This window comes from Rhodoplanes azumiensis, from assembly GCF_042682915.1.
GTDB lineage: Bacteria > Pseudomonadota > Alphaproteobacteria > Rhizobiales > Xanthobacteraceae > Rhodoplanes > Rhodoplanes azumiensis.
Window position 1 is genome coordinate 13,703 of sequence record NZ_JBHUIW010000027.1, and the last position, 18,874, is coordinate 32,576.

The window sequence follows — 18,874 nt, forward strand, 5'->3', positions numbered from 1 at the left end:
CCCCGCAGCGCGTGTGCGCCGGTTCGGCGCGCCAGTCCAGCGCGTTCTCGGTTCGGTTTTCTACTAGTCCAGAACCTTCTTGGCCTTGTCGGGGGCGATCAGGAGGCCGACGAAGGCCAGGATCGCGATCACCTCGAAATAGACGATGACGGGCGTCGTCGAACCGCCGGCCTGGCCCATCAGCCAGGTCGCGACGAGCGGCGCCATGCCGCCGCCGAAGATGATGCCGAACTGCTTGCCGAGCGACGAGCCGGAGACCCGGATCTCGGTCGGGAACAGCTCCGCCGTGAAGGCCGCCTCGGGCGCGAACATGAGGCCGTGGATCAGGCCGATGGAGACGACGAGGCCGAGGATCAGGAACAGCGGATCCTTCATGGCGAGGATCTGGAAGAAGATCGGGAACCAGATCATCGCCAGCACGACGCCGAGAATCATGAACGGCTTGCGACCGAACTTGTCGCTCCAGAAGGCGATCAGCGGCACCATCAGCATCTCGGCGATGTTGGCGAACATCGGGCCCGACGTGACCTTGGCGGGCGACATGCCGAGCGTCTTCACGGCGTAGCCGATGACGAACACGGTCGACAGATACTGGAACGAGGAGTGGACCATGTTGGCGAGGCAGCCGAGCACGATCGCCTTCTTGTGCGAGCGCAGGGCCTGGAGAATCGGCGCCTTCTGGGTGCCGGCCTGCTCCTGCTTCTTCTTGAGCAGCAGCGATTCGTCGACCGAGTGGCGGATATAGGTGCCGATCACCACCAGCACGAAGCTGAACAGGAACGGAATGCGCCATACCCAGTCGATGAACGTGTCCTTGCCGTAGGCGCCGCTGAGGATCGCGATCAGGCCGGAGGCGACGATGATGCCGATCGGGCCGGAGGCGTTGACCCAGGAGGCGAAGAAGCCGCGCCGCTTCTGCGGGGCGTTCTCCAGCGTCAGCGACACGGCGTTCATGTACTCGCCGCCGAACGCGAAGCCCTGCAGGAAGCGCAGCACGACGAGGGCGATCGGCGCGAACAGGCCGGCCGAATCGTAGCGCGGCAGGCAGCCGATCAGGAAGGAGGCGACACCCATGATGACGAAGGTCATCATCAGCATGGCCTTGCGGCCGATCTTGTCGCCGTAGTGGCCGAACACCATGCCGCCGAGCGGACGCGCCACGAAGCCGACCGCGAAGGTGGCGTAGACGGCCATCATGCTGGCGACCGAGTCCATCTTCGGGAAGAAGAAGTGGTCGAACACCAGCGGCGCCGTGAACGCATAGATGAAGAAGTCGTAGTGCTCGATCGCCGAGCCCAGCGACGACGCGACCACCAGCCGGCGAAAGGCCGGGGTCGTCTTGGCGTCCGCGGCAGGCATGGCTCCGCCGTCCGCGGTCGCGGTTGTCTCAGACATCGCATCTACTCCGGGGTGGGGGTCGGTTAGGTCGTCGTCGGGTGAGGTCTCCGTGATGCACCCGTGGCCGTCGTCATCGCGACGGAGTCTTCTTGCGGTCGAGGAACGCCCGCATGCGGTCGTGCTTGTCCTTGGTCGCGAAGGTGAGCTGGAAACCGGCGCGCTCGCTGCGCAGCCCCGCCTCCAGCGGCACGTTCTGGCTCTCCAGAACCAGCTCCTTGGTCTTGCGCACGGCGATCGGAGCCGCCGACGCGATCAGCCCGGCGAGGCGCAGCGCCTCCGGCATCACGGCGGCGTCGTCGACCAGCCGGCTGACCAGCCCGATGGCGCGAGCCTCCTCGGCGTCGACGATTTCGCCGGTCAGCATCAGCCGCATGGCGTTGAACTTGCCGACCGCGCGCGTCAGGCGCTGCGTCGCGCCGCCGCCCGGCGTGATGCCGATCATCACCTCGGGCTGGCCGAACTTCGCCGAGCGGCCGGCCACGATGATGTCGGCATGCATGGCGAGCTCGCAGCCGCCGCCGAGCGCGAAGCCGTTGACGGCGGCGATCACCGGCAGCGGGCAGTCGGCGATGGCGCCCCACAGTCGTCCCATGTCGCGTCCGATGATCTCGACCGGGTCGGCGTCGACATATTCGGAGAGGTCGGCGCCGGCGCAGAACGCCTTGTCGTCGCCCGTGATCACGATGCAGCGGAGTGCGGTGTCGGCCGTCAGATCCCGGAACGTGGCGGCGAGCGCGCGGCGCAACGCGAGATTGAGTGCGTTTCGCACCTCCGGCCGGTTGATGCGGACGACGGCGATCGCCTCGGACGGCCGTTCGAGGAGCAGCAGGGGCTTTTCCGAATCGGTGGTCATGCGCGCACTCTCACGTCAGCGTCCCTTGAACACCGGGCGGCGCTTCTCGATCAGCGCGGCGACGGCTTCGGCGTGGTCCTCGGTCTGGTGCGACAGCGCCTGATAGGCGGCGGCCATCTCAAGCACCGTGTCGAGGCGGGCGGTCTGGGATTCGCGCAGCAGGCGCTTGGTCCAGCGCAGCGCGTGCGGCGGGTTGGCGGCGATGCGGCCGGCGATCTCGAAGGCGACCGTCATCAGCTGGTCGTGCGGCACGACGCGCGAGACGAGGCCGATCTCGCGCGCCTCGTCGGCGTCGATCGGGTCGCCCGTGAACGCCATCTCGGCGGCCCGCGCGTAGCCGACGACGCGCGGCAGCAGCCACGAGCCGCCGTCGCCCGGCACGATGCCGACCTTGACGAAGCTCTCGGCGAACACGGCGCGGTCGGACGCGATGCGGATGTCGCACATGCAGGCGAGGTCGCAGCCCGCCCCGATCGCCGGGCCGTTGACGGCGGCGATCGCCGGCACGTCGAGCTTCCACATCGCCATCGGGATGCGCTGGATGCCGACCCGGTACTGCTCGGCGATCTGCTGCGGCTCGCCGCCGAACATGCCCTTGCGGCCGTGCATGTCCTGCACGTTGCCGCCGGACGAGAACGCCTTGCCGTCGCCGGTGACGATGACGCAGCGGATGTCGAGATCGTCGTTGGCGATCCGGACCGCGTCCTCGATGGCCTTGTAGAAGCGCTCGCCCGACAGGGCGTTGCGGGTCTTGGGGTCGGCGATCTTCAGGAGCATCACGTGGTTGCTCCGCGAGACCTCGAGCGTCGCAGTCATGGTCGCGCCTTTCGTCGATGCGGTGATATCGTCCATCTTAGTCACTCCGCATCCGCGCGTCCCGGGTGTGTCGGGGCGGCGGGCCGTCGCGTGGGAGACCCGCGGCGGCCCGGCTCCGACACGGCTTCGCTCAGGCGCCGACCATCGCCAGGCCGCCGTTGGCCAGGAGGAACTGGCCGGTCATGTGCTTGGAATCGTCGGCCGCCAGGAACAGGGTCGGGCCGACCATGTCCTCGGGGGTGGCGATGCGGGCGAGCGGGGTCTGCTTCAACACCTCCTCGCGCCGGCCGTTCTTCCAGTCGTGGCGGTTCTTCAGCGCCTCGGTCTCCATGAAGGCGGCGCCGAGCGTGTTGACCCGCACCAGCGGCGCCAGCGCCCTCGCGTAGGACTTGGTCAGGCCGATGACGCCGTACTTCGCCGCGGCGTATTGCGGGGCGCGCGGCGAGCCGGCGATCACCACTTGCGAGCCGATGTTGACGATCGTGCCGCCGCGGCCACTGTCGAGCATGCGCGAGCCGATTTCGTGGATCATGAACATGGTGCCCATGATGTCGACCCGCAGCGTGTGCTCGATCACCTTCTCGTCGAACTCGCGCCACGACTTCTGATCGAGCGCCATGTCGCCGACGTTGTTGACCAGCACGTCGCAGCCGCCGAAGTCGCCGACGCAAGTCTCGGCGATCTTCAGGACGTCGGCATGCGAGCCGATGTCGCCCTTCACGGCGATCGCCTTGCGGCCCTTCGCCTCGATCTGCTTGACCACCTCTTCGGCGCCCTTGGCCGAGGAGTTGTAGTGGACGACGACGTCGGCGCCCTCGTCCGCGAAGGCGAGCGCCAGCACGGCTCCGAAGCCGCGGCCGGAGCCCGTCACGAGCACCTTCTTGTCCTGGAAACGACCCATCTCAGTGTTCCTTCTCGAAGCGTGATCTCCCGGAACCCGGCCGCGTGTGCGGCCGGGCTCGCCTCGTCTGCACGAGGCCGGGGATGATCAGCCGTGGCGTTTCACGATCTCGACGAACTCCGCGTCGGTCAGCAGGCCGCGCTTCTGCAGGGCGAGCTTTTTGACCTCGGCGAGCAGCACCGGAACCTTGTCGTCGCCGACCTTCAGGCCGAGCTCCTCGCTCTTCAGCGTGATCGACGCGGCACCGCTCTTCTTGCCGAGCACGATGCCGCGCGGCGTGTCGAGCAGCGAGGCCGCGTAGGGCTCGATGGCGTGCGGCAGGTGGAACTGCGCCGCCACCGCGCCGGTCTCGCGCACGAACAGGTTCTCGCCGACCACCGGTTTCCACGGCTCGAGCCCGTAACGGGCGATCTGCCGCAGTCGCTCCGAGGCCTTGCGGACCTTGGTGAGGTCGAGGCCGGTGTCGATGCCGTAGAGCAGTTCGAGCGCCAGCGCGATCTCCGGGATGTTGGCGTTGCCGCCCCGCTCGCCGATGCCGTCCACGGTGCCGTGGATCCACGCCGCGCCGGCGTCGATCGCCGCCACGGCGCTCGCCGTGGCGAGACCGAAGTCGTTGTGACCGTGCCAGTGGATCGGCACGTTCGGCCCGACCCATTCGCGCGACTTGCCGATCAGGAACGTCACCGCCTCGGGGGTGGCGATGCCGAGCGTGTCGACGACCGCGATCTCCTTGGCACCGACGTCGAGCGCGGTCTTGTAGACGTGCTCGAAGAAGCCGAGATCGGCGCGCGTGGAATCGACGCCGAAGAAGCAGACATGGATGCCGTTCTCGGTGGCGAACTTCACCGCGGTCTTGATCCGCTCGAGCACCTTCTCGCGGGTGACCTCGAGCGCCGCGAGCTTGGGGTCGGAGATCGGCGCCTCGATGACGCAGTATTTCAGGCCGAGCTCGATGACAGCCGCCACGTCGTCCACGAGAGCGCGGGAAAAACCCCACACCTCCGCCTTCAAGCCGGCCTTGGCGATCGCTCGGATCGCCTCCTTGTCCTCGTCCGAGACGCGCGGGAAGCCCGCCTCGATGCGGCCGACGCCGAGGCCGTCGACCATCTTCGCGATCTCGAGCTTCTGCTCGGGATCGAAGGCGGCGCCCACCGCCTGCTCGCCGTCACGCAGCGTCGTGTCGTAGAACTTCGCGGCGCGCTTCGAGCGGCCCGCGAGGGCCACCTCGTTCAGCGTGCCGGACCAGACCTTGGTGCGATCGATCATGACCGGTCCTCAGAAGCCCTGCCACGCCGGCGCGTCGACCCCGTAGGCCTCCTTCCAGGAGATCACCTTGTTGCGGAGCACGCCGATCTTCTCGATCTCGGCCTCCATCACGTCGCCCGGCTTGAGATACCAAGCCTCCGGATCGGCGCTGAACGCCGCCACGCCCGACACCGTGCCGGTGGTGAGGATGTCGCCGGCGTTGTAGCCGAGCGGCGAGAACTTGGAGAGGAGCTGCGGGATCGTCACCGACATGTGGCTCGAATTGGAGATCTGACGCTTCTCGCCGTTCACCCGCAGCTCGAGGTTCAGATTGTACGGATCCGGAATCTCGTCCGGCGTCACGATCCACGGGCCGAACGGGCAGAAGGTGTCGATCGACTTCGAGAAGCAGAAGTTCGCCGATTCCATCTCGCGGCGCTGGATGTCGCGCGCCGTGATGTCGTTGAAGATCACGTAGCCGCCGATGTAGTCGGAGGCTTCCTTCTCGGTGAAGAACTTGCCCGGCTTGGCGAGCAGGACGCACAGCTCCAGCTCGTAGTCGAGACACTTCGTCAGATGCTCCGGATAGACGACCGGGTCATCCGGGCCGATGATCGCGTCGACGTTCTGGAAGAACACGATCCACGGCTTGATCGCGGCGACCCAGTTGGAGCGGTCGCCCTCGTGGGCGTGCTCGGCGTAGTTGCCGGCCGTGTGGAAGATCTTCTTCGGCTGGATCGGCGCGCACAGCTTGACGTCGGCGAGCTTGAAGCGGCGCTTGGTCAGGCGCTTCTCGGCCTGGTCCTTCACCGGGGCGCCGAGCTCGAACAGCGTGCGCATGTCCGGCACGTCGATCACGACGACCTCGTCGCCGTCGACGGCGCCGACCAGCTGCTCGGTCCCGACCTTGAATGTGGCTAGCTTCATGCCTCGTCTCCTGATGCAGGCGTTTCCGGTGGTCCCCGACCCGCGACCGGGGGTGGTCGCGGCAGCGGCCGGGTCGCCGGCCTCGGTCGGTGATGCCGAACGATGAGAACGCTCGTGATCACGACCTCGAACCGGAGGTCGTCGTCGGGCCGGAGAGTGGAGCGGGCGGTGAGCGAGGTCCAATATGGAGTTTTGGGAACGCTATCGGACCCGATTATGCGTATGGGCACGATTACGGACGCGACGGGCGGCGCAGCACGACCGGCCGCGGCGACGGATCGGCCGAAGGCGGCGGCACCAGGCGCCGGAGCAGTCGGAATTCACGGCCGAATTCCGTCGTTCCTTCAACGATTTCCGGTACCCGGGCAGACGTCGTGGGCGTCCGTTCCGGCGGGTCGGACGGGGCGGCGAGCCCGGTTTGCGGTGCAGCATACCGAAGCCGTCGTCCATGCGCGTCGTGCGCAGCCGGACCGGCATTCCGGCAAGGCGCGCCCACCGGCGGGCGATTCGGCGGGACGCGCCGCTACCCCCTCGCTGGTTCGCGGTCCGGGCGGTGCCGCCACCTTCCGTGCCCGGGACGAAGCGTATAGGCTCCGCCCCGCATCGGGCGGCCCGGGCCTCGCCGCCGACAGGATCGACCCCACGATGAAGATCGAACCGCGCCGCCTTCTGGAGCTTCTCGCCGTGGCGCGGCACGGCTCGATCAGCGGGGCGGCCGAAGCCGTCAACATGTCCCAGCCGGCATTGTCGCAGAGCATCGCCCTGCTCGAGCGCCAGGTCGGGGTCAAGGTGCTGGAGCGCGGCCGCCAAGGCGCGCGGCTCAACGACTTCGGCGACGCGCTGGTGTTCTACGCCCAGGCGCTCGAATCGCTGCTCGGCCGCGCCGGCGAGGAGATCCGCATGCGCTCGCTGGGGCTCGAGGGCACGCTCGCCCTCGGCATCACCCCGGTGACGGCCGTCGACCTGGTGCCGCGCTGCCTCGAGCTCTTGATGCGCGAGAGCCCGAACATCGCCATCAAGGTGATCGACGGGCTCGACCAGGAGATCACCGAGATGCTGCGCACCCGCCAGCTCGACGTGCTGGTGCGCCGGCTCGGCATCGCCCCGCAATACACCGACATCGAGGAAGAGCCGCTGTTCGGCGTCGACTGGTCACTGATCGCGGCGCCCGGCCATCCGCTGGCGGAGCGCAGCTCGGTGCGGCTGAGCGAGCTCGCCGACGTGCAGTGGGTGCTGCCGGCCGGCGGCAGCGCCTTCCGCCAGCAGATGGAGCTGGTGTTCGCCTCGGTCGGCCAGACCTGGCCGGTGCGCGGCATCAGCACCAACTCGATCCTCGCCATCAAGTCGATCGTGATGAACTCGGCCTGCGTGTCGGTGATCTCGCCGCGGCTCGTCGAGGTCGAGGCGGCGGCGGGCCGCCTGAAGGTGATCCCGCTCGCGGACGTCGGCCCGCCCCGCCCGGTCGGCCTCGTCTGGCGGCGCGGCGAGAAGCTGTCGCCGGTCGCGGCGCGCTTCGCCAAGATCATCCGCACGCTCGCCCAGGAGGAGACCGAGCTGCGCCGTGCAGCCGTCGCGACCGAGCCGTGAGCCGGACCGGCGGCCCGCGCCGCGCCAAACTCACATCAGGCAGACCGTGCCGGTGCCCATGAGGCCGATGGCGCGGGCGGCGCCGCGGCTGAGGTCGATGTGGAGGCCCGGCGTGTAGGGGCCGCGGTCGTTGACCACCACCTCGACGGCCCGGCCGGTGCGCGGATTTTTCACCGTCAGCTTGGTCCCGAACGGCAGCGTGCGATGCGCCGCCGTGAAGCCGTCCGGATCGAAGCGCTGGCCGCTCGCCGTCTTGGTGCCCTGCCAGTAATAGGCCGAGCGCACCAGCTTGCCGCCGCCGCAGCGCGGATCGCCGGTGTCGCCGGCCGGCCGGGCGCGCGGCAGCGGGACGTCCGGCGGCGTCAGCGAGGCGAGCGTGAAGCCGGGCTTCGCGGCGCCGGGTTGCGCCGGGCCAGTTTGCGCCGGGCCGGCCTGAAGGTCGAGGGAGTTCGCCGGACCGGGTGCCGGAGACGACGCTTGCCCGCCGGATCGCGCCGCGGACGCGGCGAGCGCCGTGACGGGGCGCGGGCGCGGCATCGGCACGACGACCGGCAAGCCCTCGCTCGGCGTCGCCGAGGCGACCCGGGTCGCGGTCGGACCGGTGGTTCTGGAGGCCGTCCGGGCCGTGCGGTCGGCACTCTCGGTCGCTGCGGCCCCCGGCAGCACCACGCCGGCGAGCCCGACCCACAGCCCGGCGCCGCCCAGGATCCCCATCAGTGGCGCCCGGAGCCACGCTCCACCCGACGGCGACCTTCCAAAGACGATCACGCCACGCAACGCGAACGCGCGCATGCTGTCCCCCACCGGCGAAAACGCACCGGCCCCCGTTCGACTCGACCGACCGAAAAGGCCGGCCGCTCCGGCGGCCGAACCGCGGCCGCTCCCCCATGGCGTCGCCGCGCCTTGCTGGCGCGCCGTTGACCGGCATCGAGCGTGTGCTACACAGGTGGCCGAATTGAGGCTGAAAATCCTTGTCGGTCAGGCCATTGGTCCATCAGTCCAGCGGCCCGTCGACAGCCGGCCTCGCGCAGTCCCGGCGCCGCGCCGTCACGACGCCGGCCGGCTGCGGCCTCAGACACCGCGGCCCGTGGCTGTCATCGCGTCGGCGCGACCCAGCCCGCGAGCAACCGGACGACCGCGCGCAACCGGACTGGAACGACCATGACGATCCGCCTGCATCGCGGCGACCTTCCGGACCTCGCCCGCTACACCGGCGCGGTCGCCATCGACACCGAGACGATGGGCCTGAACCCGGCCCGAGACAGGCTGTGCGTGGTCCAGCTCTCCCCCGGCGACGGCACGGCCGACGTCGTCCAGATTCCGCGCGACAACCCGAACGCGCCCAATCTCGCGGCGCTGCTCGCCGACCGGCAGCGGCTGAAGATCTTCCACTTCGCCCGCTTCGACCTCGCCGTCCTCTACAAGAGCCTGGGCGTGATGCCGGGCCCCGTCTGGTGCACCAAGATCGCCTCGCGGCTGACCCGCACCTACACGGACCGCCATGGCCTCAAGGATCTCGTGAAGGACGTGCTCGGCCTCGATGTCTCGAAGCAGCAGCAGTCTTCCGACTGGGGCGCGGACGAGCTCAGCGAGGCGCAGATCGCCTATGCGGCGTCCGACGTCCTCCACCTGCACGCCCTCAAGGCCCGGCTCGAGGAGATGCTGGCGCGCGAGAACCGCACCGACCTCGCCACCGCCTGCTTCGGATTCCTGCCGGTGCGGGCGATTCTCGACCTCGCCGGCTGGTCCGAGGAGGACATCTTCGCCCATTCGTGAGAGCCGGCTCGTGCCGGCATGCCGGGCCCGATCGGACGCGGTATGCCGGTGACCGCCGTGGGACGGCCATATTCGCGGGTGACCCTGTCCGGCTCGTGATCGCCCGGACGAGCCTCCTGGGTTACAGGAACTGGGTTCCGGAGCGAGACGCTGGGGATGAACCGCCTGACCGCCGTGCCCGCACCCTACCGAGACGGCCCGCACCGGGCCGGCGCCCTCGACGGCGTGCCGGCGCGCGACCCGTCGGGCCGAGATTCGGGCCGAGATCTGTCGGGCCGGGACGCGTCGGGCCGCGGCGCGGTCGCGCGTGACGCGACGGCGCGCGAGGCGACCTCGCGCGAGGCCTCGCGGGCGCGCCTGCTGCCCAAGAACGACGCCGACCGCCGGTTCCGCCGGGCGGCCCGGCACAGCCGGATGATCCGCCTGCTGCGGATCGCGATTCCGGCCGGCATCGTGGCCGCCGGCGGCGTGCTGGTGATCGCCGTGTTCTTCAACCCGCTCAAGCCGACCGAGACGGCGATCGATCCCGGCAAGCTGGTCGTCAGCGGCTCGAAGATCACCATGGAGCTGCCGCGCCTCGCCGGCTTCACGGCCGACCAGAAGCCCTACGCCCTCACGGCGCGCGCCGCCGCCCAGGATCTGAGCCGGCCGGACCTGCTCGAGCTCACCGATCTGCGCGCCCAGGTCGACACCGACGACCAGGGCGCCGTGACCGTGACGGCCGTGAACGGCCTCTACAACTCCAAGCAGGACAACCTGAAGCTGACCGAGAACATCGTCGTGCGCACCGGCAAGGGCTTCGAGGCGAAGCTCCAGGAGGCCGTGCTGGACGTCAAGAAGGGCACCATCGTCTCCGAGGCGCCCGTCACGGTGACGCTGCCGAACGGCACCGTCGACGCCAACCGGCTCGACATCTCGGATGGCGGCTCGGTGGTTCGGTTCAGCAAGGGCGTGCTGACGGTTCTGACCATCGGGGCCGACCTCTCGACCGTGGGCTCGTCGAGCCCGGCGCCGCCGGCCGGGCCCCAGGCGAACGCCGCCCCGGCCTCACCCGCCGTCACCGGACGCAGCGGCGCCCGCGCGGGGACGCGATGACGCGGCGCCCGCACGGCCGATCCCTGACCCGGGCGCTCCGTATCAGCCTGGCGGCCGCGGCGTTCGTGGCCGCCTCGGCCGCCGCGACGCTGACCACGACGATGCTGGCGGCCGCGCCGGCGGCGGCGCAAGCGGGCGGCTCCAACACCCCGAACGCCCTGCAGGGCTTCGCCCAGAACCGCGATCAGCCGGTGAAGATCGAATCGGCCTCGCTCGAGGTGCGCGACAAGGAGAAGACGGCGACCTTCGCGGGCGATGTGCATCTGGTGCAGGGCGACGTGACGCTGAAGTGCCGGACCCTCGTCGTCTTCTACGAGCCCGATGCCGGCAAGCAGGACCAGAAGGGCGACGCCAAGCCGGCCGCCAAGCCCGCGCCGGCGCCCGCCAACAGCGCCATGGCCGGCGGTGGCGGCTCGCAACAGATCAAGCGCATCGAGGCGCGCGGCAACGTCGTGGTCACCCAGAAGGACCAGGTGGCGATCGGCGACAACGGCATCTTCGACATGAAGTCGAACACCGTCACACTGCTCGGCAACGTCGTCATCTCGCAGGGGCCGAACGCCGTGAAGGGCGACCGGCTGGTGGTCGACATGACCACAGGCGTGTCGCGCGTCGAATGCGGCAAGCCCGGCGGCCAGTGCCGCGTGCAGGCCGTGCTGATGCCGGGCAGCCAGCCGAGCGCCGGCGGCGCCACCGGAGCGGCCGCCGCGCCGGCCCCGTCGCCCGGCGGGCGCGATGCCGCCCGCGAGCCGTCGCGGCAGCGACCCGGCCCGAGCGGCCTCTACTAGGCGCGGCGTCGTGCGAGCATCACCCCCGATGGTTCGGACGCCCGGCCGGGCCGAGACCCGTGGCCGCGTTTGCGCTGGCCGTGCAACCCGCTATGGTCCCGGCGCGGACGCGGAGGGGACCCTCGTCCCGATGATGGGCTCCGAGTCGTCGAGGCACGCGTGGCCGGTTTTTTTGGCAGGTTCAAACCGAGGCCCCCGAAACAGTCGTCGCGGGGACGCGACATCACGCGCGCCGGCTGGAGCGACGAGCCGCCCCCCTCCGGACAGCAGCCGATGAGCCTCGATTCCCGCTACGACGGCTATCACGACGACGGCCAGGCGGCCGCCGAGTGGCAGCGCGAGCAGCAGAGACGCGACCACGAGGCGCGCCAGGCGGCGGCGCACGGGTACCTCGCCGTGCACGGCATCGAGAAGACCTTCGTCGGCCGCAAGGTGGTGAAGGGGGTCAGCCTCTATGTCCGGCGCGGCGAGGCGGTCGGCCTGCTCGGGCCGAACGGCGCCGGCAAGACGACCGTGTTCTACATGATCACCGGGCTGATCCGGGCGGATCGCGGCCGCATCGAGCTCGACGGCTACGACGTGACGGCGCTGCCGATGTATCAGCGCGCCCGGCTCGGCATCGGCTACCTGGCGCAGGAGCCGTCGATCTTCCGCGGCCTCAACGTCGAGGACAACATCCGGGCCGTGCTGGAGATCGTCGAGCCGAGCAAGAAGCAGCGCGAGCGCGACCTCGACTCGTTGCTGGAAGAGTTCAACATCACGCGGCTGCGCAAGTCGCCGTCGATCGCGCTGTCGGGCGGCGAGCGCCGCCGCGTCGAGATCGCCCGGGCGCTCGCCAGCCGGCCGAGCTACATGCTGCTCGACGAGCCGTTCGCCGGCATCGACCCGATTGCGGTGGGCGACATCCAGGCGCTGGTCCGCCACCTCACCCAGCGCGGCATCGGCGTGCTGATCACCGACCACAACGTCCGCGAGACCCTCGGCCTCACCGACCGCGCCTACATCATCTACTCGGGCGAGGTGCTGACCGAGGGCGCCACCGAGGACATCGTCAACAATCCCGACGTCCGCCGCCTCTATCTCGGCGAGAGCTTCCGGATGTGACGGCTTTCGGCGAGGCTCGGCGTCGCGCCGACTCGTTGATCACGAAATCGTGATACGAAAGCTGCGGTTCCGTCCCCGCCGGAGTCGCGCATCCGGACCGGGGGCACCCCGGCCAGCCCGATCGCGGTCCGACGAAAATCCGAAATTCCACGCAAAGATTCGGATGTACAGGCGCCGACAGATTGGATAAGCAAGAACCGGACCACATCCGGGGCTTTTCAACGACCGGACCGACACGACATCCGGGATTTCCATGGCGCTCTCGCAACGGCTGCAGCTTCGACAGACCCAGTCGCTGGTGATGACCCCGCAGCTGCTGCAGGCCATCAAGCTGCTGCAGCTCTCGCATCTCGACCTCTCCGCCTATGTCGAGGGCGAGCTCGAGCGCAATCCCCTGCTGGAGCGCGACAGTGGCGACGAGCCGGGCGTCCCCGAGCCGAACGGCGCCGACGCGGCCCCCGCCGTGGCCGAAGCGCCGGCCGGGCCGCGCGACGCCGCCGAGGAGTGGATGGCGGACGCCGCCGACACCAGCCGTTCGTCGATCGAGGACCGGCTCGGCGGCACCGCGCTCGACAACGTCTTTCCCGACGAGTCCGGCCCCGGCCTGTCGCGCCTCGCCGAGGAGCGCCCAGCCGGCTACTCGGAATGGTCGGCGGTCGGCAACGGCGGCCGCGACGACGACGACTACAATCTCGAGGCCTTCGTGGCGGCCGAGCCGACGCTCGCCGACCATCTCGCCGAGCAGCTCGCGCTCGCCGTGACCGACCCGGCCGAGCGGATGATCGGCCAGTACCTCTTGGACATGGTCAACGAGGCCGGGTATCTGGCCGGCGACCCGGCCGAGGTCGCCGAGAAGCTCGGCTGCCCGCCCGAGCGCGTCGAGGCCGTGCTCGCCACGCTGCAGACCTTCAACCCGTCCGGCGTGTGCGCCCGCAACCTCGCCGAATGCCTGGCGATCCAGCTGCGCGAGAACGACCGCTTCGATCCCGCCATGCAGGCGCTGGTCGCCAATCTCGACCTGCTGGCGAAGCGCGACATCGCCGGCCTCAAGCGCAAATGCGGCGTGTCGGACGAGGACATCGCCGACATGATCGCCGAGATCAGGCGGCTCGACCCGAAGCCCGGCTTGCGCTTCGGCACGACGACGGTGCAGCCCGTGGTGCCGGACGTGTTCGTCCGCCAGGCACCGGACGGCAGCTTCATCATCGAATTGAACTCCGACACGCTGCCCAAGGTGCTGGTCAACCAGACCTACTACGCGCGCGTCGCCGGCCGGGCCAAGAAGGACACCGAGAAGTCCTACCTGTCCGACTGCCTGCAGAGCGCCGCCTGGCTGGTGCGCGCCCTCGACCAGCGCGCCAAGACGATCCTCAAGGTGGCGAGCGAGATCGTCCGCCAGCAGGACGCCTTCCTGACCCACGGCGTCGAGCATCTGCGGCCGCTCAACCTGAAGACCGTCGCCGACGCGATCAGCATGCACGAGTCGACCGTCTCGCGCGTCACCGCCAACAAGTACATGGCGACCCCGCGCGGCACCTTCGAGCTGAAGTTCTTCTTCACCTCGGCGATCGCCGCCGCCGACGGCGGCGAGGCGCATTCGGCCGAGGCCGTGCGCCACCGCATCAAGCAGCTCATCGACGCCGAGACGCCCGACGACGTGCTCTCCGACGACACCATCGTCGAGAAGCTGCGCGCCGCCGGCATCGACATCGCGCGCCGCACCGTCGCCAAGTACCGCGAGGCGATGCGCATCCCCTCCTCGGTCCAGCGCCGCCGCGACAAGCAGATGAAGGCCGCGGTGGTGTAGGGCGCGCGGACCTAGGCGGTCCGCGGGGCTGATCCGGCGCAAACAAGATCCGAGCCCGCGCTATCCGCGCACCGACGGCCCAGCTAGTCTCCACGGCAGACACACATGCCGGGAGTCGCGAAAGATGCTCAGCCATGTCACGGTCGGCACCGTCGACGTTGTTCGCGCGACGGCGTTCTACGATCCGGTGCTGGCGACGCTCGGGCTCGTGCGGGTGAAGACCTTCAAGATCGGCGCCGGCTACGCGCCGGAGGGTTTTTCGGGCATCGAGCCGCCGTTCTGGATCCTGCGGCCGCAAAACCGGCAGCCGCCGAGTCCCGGCAACGGCTGCATGGTGGCGTTCGAGGCGAAGACCCGGGCCGCGGTCGACGCGTTTCACGCGGCGCTGCTGGCCCATGGCGGCACCGACGAGGGCGCCCCGGGCCTGCGGGCCCACTACCACCCGACCTTCTACGGCGCCTATGGCCGCGACCCCGAGGGCAACAAGCTCTGCTGCGTCTGCCATCGGCGGGAGCCCGCGCCCGATACGGAGTGAGCCGGCGCCTGCACCGGGTGCGGGCAGGGCGGTGCAATTCGGCCACATGGGTTGAAAATTCGTCGACGGCCTCGACCCGGCCATCCTGGCGAGCCATTCCGGCCCCATGATCGGGCGGCCGGAGCGATACGCGCGCCGGCCCGACCTTGCCGTTCAACCCGGGGAGCGATCGCGCGGTGCGACTCGCCTTCTTCGCCATATCGGTGATCCTGCACGCCCTGGTCGGGGTGATGGCGGGCTTGCCGGGGCGTGGGTTGGCAGACGCGCCGCCGCCCATCACGGTCGAGCTGGTGCGGCCCGAGGAGGCGCCGGAGCCGCCGAAACCCGACGCGCCGGCCCCGCAACAGGCCGAGACGCCGGCCGAAACGCCGACCCGGCAGGCCAAGGCGGAACCGCAGCCCGAGCCTCAAAAACCGGCCGAGCCACAGAAAGAGCCGCCGCAACAAGCGCCGCAGCAGCCGCCCGAGCCGACCGCCGCGCCCGAGCGCAAGCCCGATCCGGCGACCGGTCCAAAGCTCGCCTCCGCCGATCCGACCCGCGCCGATCCGACCGGCGCCGATCCGACCCGCGCCGTGGCGACCGCCGAGCCCGCGAGCACCGAATCCGACGGCGAGGGGTCGGGGAGCTGGTTCGACTCGCCGCTGATGAACGTCTCGGTCGGCTACCAGACGACCGAGCGCAAGGCGACGCTGACCGAGGCCGAGATCGCCGCCTTCAAGGCGCATCTGCAGGCGTGCTGGCAGCCGCCGGCCGCCCTCGCCGGCGCCCCGGCCAGCCTCAAGGTGGTGCTGCGTGTCGCCTTCCAGCCGAACGGCACGCTCGCGGGCGATCCGACGCTGCTCGCCGCTCCGGCCTCGGCCAAGGGCCCCGTGCTGATGCAGACCGCCATGGCGGCGCTCGCTCGCTGCCAGGCCACCGGCGTGCTGCCGGCCGGCAAGTACAAGGAGTGGAAGCTCCTCGACCTCGCCTTCTCGCCGGCCGGGCTGACCGGATTGCCGAAGCTGTAGGTAGACAGCACATCGACCGGGCGTGTCATTCCGGGGCGCGGACCGTGAGGTCCGCGAACCCAGAATCGAGCGACGGGCTCGGAACGAATGGCTGGATTCCGGGTTCGCGCCTCCGGCGCCCCCCACAACGACCGCGAACCATCACCCGGACGGGGTGTCCTCCTCCCCGGGCGGGACGGCGAGCACCGAGCGGTTGATCGGGAAGCGGTCGGCGAGCAGGGCCGCCTCGAAGCGGCCGGCATACTCGGACCACGAGATGCCCTGCTGGTAGCGGATCGCCGCCTCGTGCTGGCGCCGCCACAGCGCGTCGTCGGTGAGCAGCGCGATGGTGCGCTCGGCGAAGCGGTCCGGATCGGCCTCGTGATATCCGGTGATGCCGTCGAGCACGCGCTCCGGCACGGCGGCGACCGGCGCCACCACGGCCGGCACGCCGAGCGCCTGCGCCTCGGCGACCGAGAGGCAGAAGGCCTCGACCTTGTGGCCGAGATAGACGAGCACGCGGGCGGCGCGCATCGCCTCGATCAGCCCCTCGCGGGTCGCGGTCGGATGCACCCGCACCGAGGCGCGCAACTGCGGCGACGGGTCGGCCGGCAGCAGCGAGCCCCCCCACACGTCCCAGGCGTCGCGCCCGGCCGGAATGTCGTGCACGCCGTAGCAGTCGAGCACCGCGTCGGGCAGCCGCGGCAGCACCTTCTCGGCCCAGATCTCGACGAGGCGCCTGAGGTTGCGCTGCGGATTGGAGGCGAAGATGGCGCGCCGCGGCGGCGGCGCGGCGAGCGGCGCGCGGCCGCGCACGTCCTCGGGCAGCCCGAGCGGGATGAGGATCTGCGGATCGCGGCGCGGCAGGACCGGCGACCAGATGTTCACCTGGTGCAGGCTCTGCAGCACCGGCACCGGGCGATACCACCAGACGCGGCCGAGCTGCTTGTAGTGCTTGAGATGGTTGGGCTGCCACAGCACCCAGATGGCGCGTCGCTTCGGCCGCTTCACGAAGCGCAGCAGCCGCGGATGCTGGCAGGCGACATAGAGATCGCAAGACTCCGGCCGGGCGCCGGCGATCGGCCGCCACATGACGCCGTGGTCCTCCACGGGCGTCGTGCAGTTGGTGTAGACCGTCACGGCGTGGCGGCGGCGCGCCAGCTCGCGCGCCAGGCGAATGACCGACGACTCGGTGCCGCCGAGCGGCTGCGTCTCCAGATGCGTGCCGTCGTATCGGCGCGTCGTGTCGGCGATGATGATCTCGGCCATGGGGCTCGACGGCTTTTTCGTTCGCGGGGTCCGGGTCGGACCGTCGTCATAGCGCAAACCGCCGTCGGGACAAACGCACCGCACACCCGGCCCGCGGTCGCGGGCTTGCGCGCCGCCGGCCGTGCCCGCACACTTCGGGCACGATGCGCAACGTCCGGATCCGACCATGCACACCCGTTCGTTGAAGGCCTGGCAGCACGACCACGTGTTTCTCGGCGAGAGCCACGACGCCAACGAGCGCCGCACCTGGGCCGTGGTGGCGCTCACCGGCGCCATGATGGTGGCCGAGATCGTCGGCGGCACGCTGTTCGGCTCGATGGCCGTGGTGGCGGACGGCTGGCACATGGCGACCCATGCCGGGGCGCTCGCGATCGCCGCGGTCGCCTACCGGGTGGCGCGCAAGAACGCGGCGAATCCCGGCTTCACGTTCGGCACCGGCAAGATCGGCGAGCTCGCCGGCTTCGCCAGCGCCGTGGTGATGGCGATGGTCGCGCTGCTGGTCGCGTGGGAGTCGGTCGAGCGGTTGATCAGGCCGGTCGAGATCGCCTTCGGCCAGGCGATCGGCCTCGCCGTGGTCGGCCTCGCCGTCAATCTCGTCAGCGCCTGGCTGCTGTTCGACCCGCACCATCATCGTCACGATCACGGCTTTGCCGGACACGCCGGCGCGCACGACGATCATGATCATGATCATGACCACGACCATCACGACGGTGATCATGATCACGGCCACGCGCACCACACCGACAACAATCTGCGCGCCGCCTACTTCCATGTGCTGGCCGATGCGCTGACCTCTGTGCTGGCCGTCGTGGCGCTGCTCGCCGCGCGCTATCTCGGCTGGACCGTGATGGACCCGCTGATGGGGATCGTCGGCGCCGTGCTGATCACGCAGTGGTCGGTCGGCCTCCTGCGCGCCGCCGGCGGCGTGCTGGTCGATCGCGTGCCGGACGCCCGTCTGGTGAAGACCATTCGTGACAAGCTCGAGGTCGGTGACGACCGCGTCAGCGACCTGCATGTCTGGCGGGTCGGGCCGGGCCACCTGGCCGTGATCGCCGCGGTCGTCAGCGACGATCCGCAGCCACCGGCGCACTACAAGGCGCGGCTCGCCGGTCTCACGGTCCTGTCGCACGTCACCATCGAGGTGCACGGCTGCGACGCGCACGATCACGACGTCGGCGAGACGGTGCGCCGCCTCAGCGCGGCCGCCTGATCCGCACGTAGAGGGCGCCGGCGCCGCCGTGGCCGACCGCGGCGTCGAAGCCGGCCACGCAGGCGCGGAACTCCGGGAGCTGGAGCCACTGCGGAACTTGGCGACGCAGGATGCCGCGGCCCTGACCGGGCCCGAATCCCTGGCCGGATCCCTCGCCGTCGCCGCCCTTGCCGGTGATCACCAGCACGTGGCGGCAGCCCTGGCCCTGGGCCCGCATCAGGAAGCCGCGCAGCGCCGCATGCGCCTCGCTCTGGGTCATGCCGTGCAGATCGATGCGGGCCTCGATCTCGGTGGTCCCGCGCGCCAGCCGTCGCGTGTCGCGCCGGCCGATCGGAGCGAGTGGCGGCGGTTTCGGCACCGCGTGAGCGCCCGGCCTTCCTGTCGAAGCGGCGTTCGACGCACCGGATTTCGCTCGGGGCGCGGGGCGCGGCTCGGGCGTCGCCGGCGCCGCCGTCTCGGCGGGCAGCGGCGCCACCGAGGCACGGGCCGGATGCAGCGGCCGCACCGAACGGACGACACCCGACCACAGCCGGTGCTCCTCGTCGCTGAGCTTGCGCACCATGACGGCCCCGCAGGC

Annotated in this window: 18 protein-coding genes; 9 read left to right on the forward strand and 9 right to left on the reverse strand. The window is 70.3% G+C overall.

Translation table 11 applies throughout. The features are described 5' to 3' along the window. Nucleotides 1-63: 63 nt before the first annotated feature. The 6 genes from ACFSOX_RS19550 to ACFSOX_RS19575 form a co-directional block, all read right to left on the reverse strand. Nucleotides 64-1,359 (reverse strand): MFS transporter, encoded by a 1,296-nt coding sequence (locus ACFSOX_RS19550; RefSeq protein WP_378479499.1) that lies wholly within the window; start codon nucleotides 1,357-1,359, stop codon nucleotides 64-66. Between the two features lie 109 nt (nucleotides 1,360-1,468). Continuing rightward, nucleotides 1,469-2,251, reverse strand: a complete 783-nt coding sequence (locus ACFSOX_RS19555) for an enoyl-CoA hydratase-related protein (protein ID WP_378479500.1) — start codon at nucleotides 2,249-2,251, stop codon at nucleotides 1,469-1,471. 15 nt (nucleotides 2,252-2,266) lie between these two features. Continuing rightward, nucleotides 2,267-3,103, reverse strand: coding sequence for a crotonase/enoyl-CoA hydratase family protein (locus tag ACFSOX_RS19560; RefSeq protein ID WP_378479501.1), 837 nt, complete (start codon nucleotides 3,101-3,103; stop codon nucleotides 2,267-2,269). A 94-nt stretch (nucleotides 3,104-3,197) separates the two neighbouring features. Then, entirely contained in the window at nucleotides 3,198-3,968 is a 771-nt protein-coding gene (locus ACFSOX_RS19565) for an SDR family NAD(P)-dependent oxidoreductase (protein ID WP_378479502.1), read from the reverse strand. An 87-nt stretch (nucleotides 3,969-4,055) separates the two neighbouring features. Continuing rightward, nucleotides 4,056-5,234, reverse strand: a complete 1,179-nt coding sequence (locus ACFSOX_RS19570; protein ID WP_378479503.1) for a hypothetical protein — start codon at nucleotides 5,232-5,234, stop codon at nucleotides 4,056-4,058. Between the two features lie 9 nt (nucleotides 5,235-5,243). Continuing rightward, nucleotides 5,244-6,140 (reverse strand): fumarylacetoacetate hydrolase family protein, encoded by an 897-nt coding sequence (locus tag ACFSOX_RS19575; RefSeq protein ID WP_378479504.1) that lies wholly within the window; start codon nucleotides 6,138-6,140, stop codon nucleotides 5,244-5,246. A gap of 645 nt (nucleotides 6,141-6,785) precedes the next feature. On the opposite strand from ACFSOX_RS19575, the gene ACFSOX_RS19580 reads away from it, so the two are divergent. After that, nucleotides 6,786-7,727 carry a LysR family transcriptional regulator gene (locus tag ACFSOX_RS19580; RefSeq protein ID WP_378479505.1) on the forward strand — a complete coding sequence of 314 codons (942 nt, stop codon included), beginning with the start codon at nucleotides 6,786-6,788 and terminating at the stop codon, nucleotides 7,725-7,727. 30 nt (nucleotides 7,728-7,757) lie between these two features. Here ACFSOX_RS19580 and ACFSOX_RS19585 read toward each other — a convergent pair whose 3' ends face one another. Then, nucleotides 7,758-8,441, reverse strand: coding sequence for a septal ring lytic transglycosylase RlpA family protein (locus ACFSOX_RS19585; RefSeq protein ID WP_378479506.1), 684 nt, complete (start codon nucleotides 8,439-8,441; stop codon nucleotides 7,758-7,760). Nucleotides 8,442-8,888: 447 nt separating this feature from the next. Here ACFSOX_RS19585 and ACFSOX_RS19590 point away from each other — a divergent pair, with 447 nt between their 5' ends. The 7 genes from ACFSOX_RS19590 (at nucleotide 8,889) to ACFSOX_RS19620 (ending at nucleotide 15,839) form a co-directional block, all read left to right on the forward strand. Further along, nucleotides 8,889-9,503, forward strand: a complete 615-nt coding sequence (locus tag ACFSOX_RS19590; protein ID WP_378479507.1) for a ribonuclease D — start codon at nucleotides 8,889-8,891, stop codon at nucleotides 9,501-9,503. A 156-nt stretch (nucleotides 9,504-9,659) separates the two neighbouring features. Continuing rightward, nucleotides 9,660-10,598 carry an LPS export ABC transporter periplasmic protein LptC gene (gene lptC / locus ACFSOX_RS19595; protein ID WP_378479508.1) on the forward strand — a complete coding sequence of 313 codons (939 nt, stop codon included), beginning with the start codon at nucleotides 9,660-9,662 and terminating at the stop codon, nucleotides 10,596-10,598. Then, complete coding sequence (locus tag ACFSOX_RS19600) at nucleotides 10,595-11,386, forward strand: LptA/OstA family protein (protein ID WP_378479509.1); 792 nt, start codon at nucleotides 10,595-10,597, stop codon at nucleotides 11,384-11,386. The genes lptC and ACFSOX_RS19600 overlap by 4 nt, the downstream gene beginning before the upstream one ends. Before the next feature lie 159 nt (nucleotides 11,387-11,545). Next, on the forward strand, nucleotides 11,546-12,490 hold the full coding sequence (lptB, locus tag ACFSOX_RS19605) for an LPS export ABC transporter ATP-binding protein (RefSeq protein ID WP_378479510.1): 945 nt from the start codon (nucleotides 11,546-11,548) through the stop codon (nucleotides 12,488-12,490). Nucleotides 12,491-12,743: 253 nt separating this feature from the next. Then, on the forward strand, nucleotides 12,744-14,297 hold the full coding sequence (gene rpoN / locus ACFSOX_RS19610; protein WP_378479511.1) for an RNA polymerase factor sigma-54: 1,554 nt from the start codon (nucleotides 12,744-12,746) through the stop codon (nucleotides 14,295-14,297). A 124-nt stretch (nucleotides 14,298-14,421) separates the two neighbouring features. Further along, the gene (locus ACFSOX_RS19615) at nucleotides 14,422-14,832 is read left to right on the forward strand and encodes a VOC family protein (protein WP_378479512.1); all 411 of its coding nucleotides are present in this window, start codon (nucleotides 14,422-14,424) and stop codon (nucleotides 14,830-14,832) included. A 176-nt stretch (nucleotides 14,833-15,008) separates the two neighbouring features. After that, nucleotides 15,009-15,839 carry a hypothetical protein gene (locus ACFSOX_RS19620; protein ID WP_378479513.1) on the forward strand — a complete coding sequence of 277 codons (831 nt, stop codon included), beginning with the start codon at nucleotides 15,009-15,011 and terminating at the stop codon, nucleotides 15,837-15,839. A 141-nt stretch (nucleotides 15,840-15,980) separates the two neighbouring features. Here ACFSOX_RS19620 and ACFSOX_RS19625 read toward each other — a convergent pair whose 3' ends face one another. Then, entirely contained in the window at nucleotides 15,981-17,087 is a 1,107-nt protein-coding gene (locus tag ACFSOX_RS19625; protein ID WP_378479514.1) for a glycosyltransferase, read from the reverse strand. Between the two features lie 166 nt (nucleotides 17,088-17,253). On the opposite strand from ACFSOX_RS19625, the gene dmeF reads away from it, so the two are divergent. Continuing rightward, complete coding sequence (gene dmeF, locus ACFSOX_RS19630; RefSeq protein ID WP_378479515.1) at nucleotides 17,254-18,297, forward strand: CDF family Co(II)/Ni(II) efflux transporter DmeF; 1,044 nt, start codon at nucleotides 17,254-17,256, stop codon at nucleotides 18,295-18,297. On the opposite strand, the gene ACFSOX_RS19635 is transcribed toward dmeF, so the two are convergent. Beyond that, on the reverse strand, nucleotides 18,281-18,859 hold the full coding sequence (locus ACFSOX_RS19635) for a Smr/MutS family protein (protein ID WP_378479516.1): 579 nt from the start codon (nucleotides 18,857-18,859) through the stop codon (nucleotides 18,281-18,283). The two genes, dmeF and ACFSOX_RS19635, sit on opposite strands and share 17 nt — an antisense overlap. Nucleotides 18,860-18,874 lie beyond the last annotated feature (15 nt).

Bases quoted from the DNA above. Each gene is read 5' to 3' on its own strand.
- ACFSOX_RS19550 (WP_378479499.1), bottom strand. From the start codon at position 1,359: ATGCCTGCCGCGGACGCCAAGACGACCCCGGCCTTTCGCCGGCTGGTG.
- ACFSOX_RS19555 (WP_378479500.1), bottom strand. From the start codon at position 2,251: ATGACCACCGATTCGGAAAAGCCCCTGCTGCTCCTCGAACGGCCGTCC.
- ACFSOX_RS19560 (WP_378479501.1), bottom strand. From the start codon at position 3,103: ATGGACGATATCACCGCATCGACGAAAGGCGCGACCATGACTGCGACG.
- ACFSOX_RS19565 (WP_378479502.1), bottom strand. From the start codon at position 3,968: ATGGGTCGTTTCCAGGACAAGAAGGTGCTCGTGACGGGCTCCGGCCGC.
- ACFSOX_RS19570 (WP_378479503.1), bottom strand. From the start codon at position 5,234: ATGATCGATCGCACCAAGGTCTGGTCCGGCACGCTGAACGAGGTGGCC.
- ACFSOX_RS19575 (WP_378479504.1), bottom strand. From the start codon at position 6,140: ATGAAGCTAGCCACATTCAAGGTCGGGACCGAGCAGCTGGTCGGCGCC.
- ACFSOX_RS19580 (WP_378479505.1), top strand. From the start codon at position 6,786: ATGAAGATCGAACCGCGCCGCCTTCTGGAGCTTCTCGCCGTGGCGCGG.
- ACFSOX_RS19585 (WP_378479506.1), bottom strand. From the start codon at position 8,441: ATGGGGATCCTGGGCGGCGCCGGGCTGTGGGTCGGGCTCGCCGGCGTG.
- ACFSOX_RS19590 (WP_378479507.1), top strand. From the start codon at position 8,889: ATGACGATCCGCCTGCATCGCGGCGACCTTCCGGACCTCGCCCGCTAC.
- lptC (WP_378479508.1), top strand. From the start codon at position 9,660: ATGAACCGCCTGACCGCCGTGCCCGCACCCTACCGAGACGGCCCGCAC.
- ACFSOX_RS19600 (WP_378479509.1), top strand. From the start codon at position 10,595: ATGACGCGGCGCCCGCACGGCCGATCCCTGACCCGGGCGCTCCGTATC.
- rpoN (WP_378479511.1), top strand. From the start codon at position 12,744: ATGGCGCTCTCGCAACGGCTGCAGCTTCGACAGACCCAGTCGCTGGTG.
- ACFSOX_RS19615 (WP_378479512.1), top strand. From the start codon at position 14,422: ATGCTCAGCCATGTCACGGTCGGCACCGTCGACGTTGTTCGCGCGACG.
- ACFSOX_RS19625 (WP_378479514.1), bottom strand. From the start codon at position 17,087: ATGGCCGAGATCATCATCGCCGACACGACGCGCCGATACGACGGCACG.
- dmeF (WP_378479515.1), top strand. From the start codon at position 17,254: ATGCACACCCGTTCGTTGAAGGCCTGGCAGCACGACCACGTGTTTCTC.
- ACFSOX_RS19635 (WP_378479516.1), bottom strand. From the start codon at position 18,859: ATGGTGCGCAAGCTCAGCGACGAGGAGCACCGGCTGTGGTCGGGTGTC.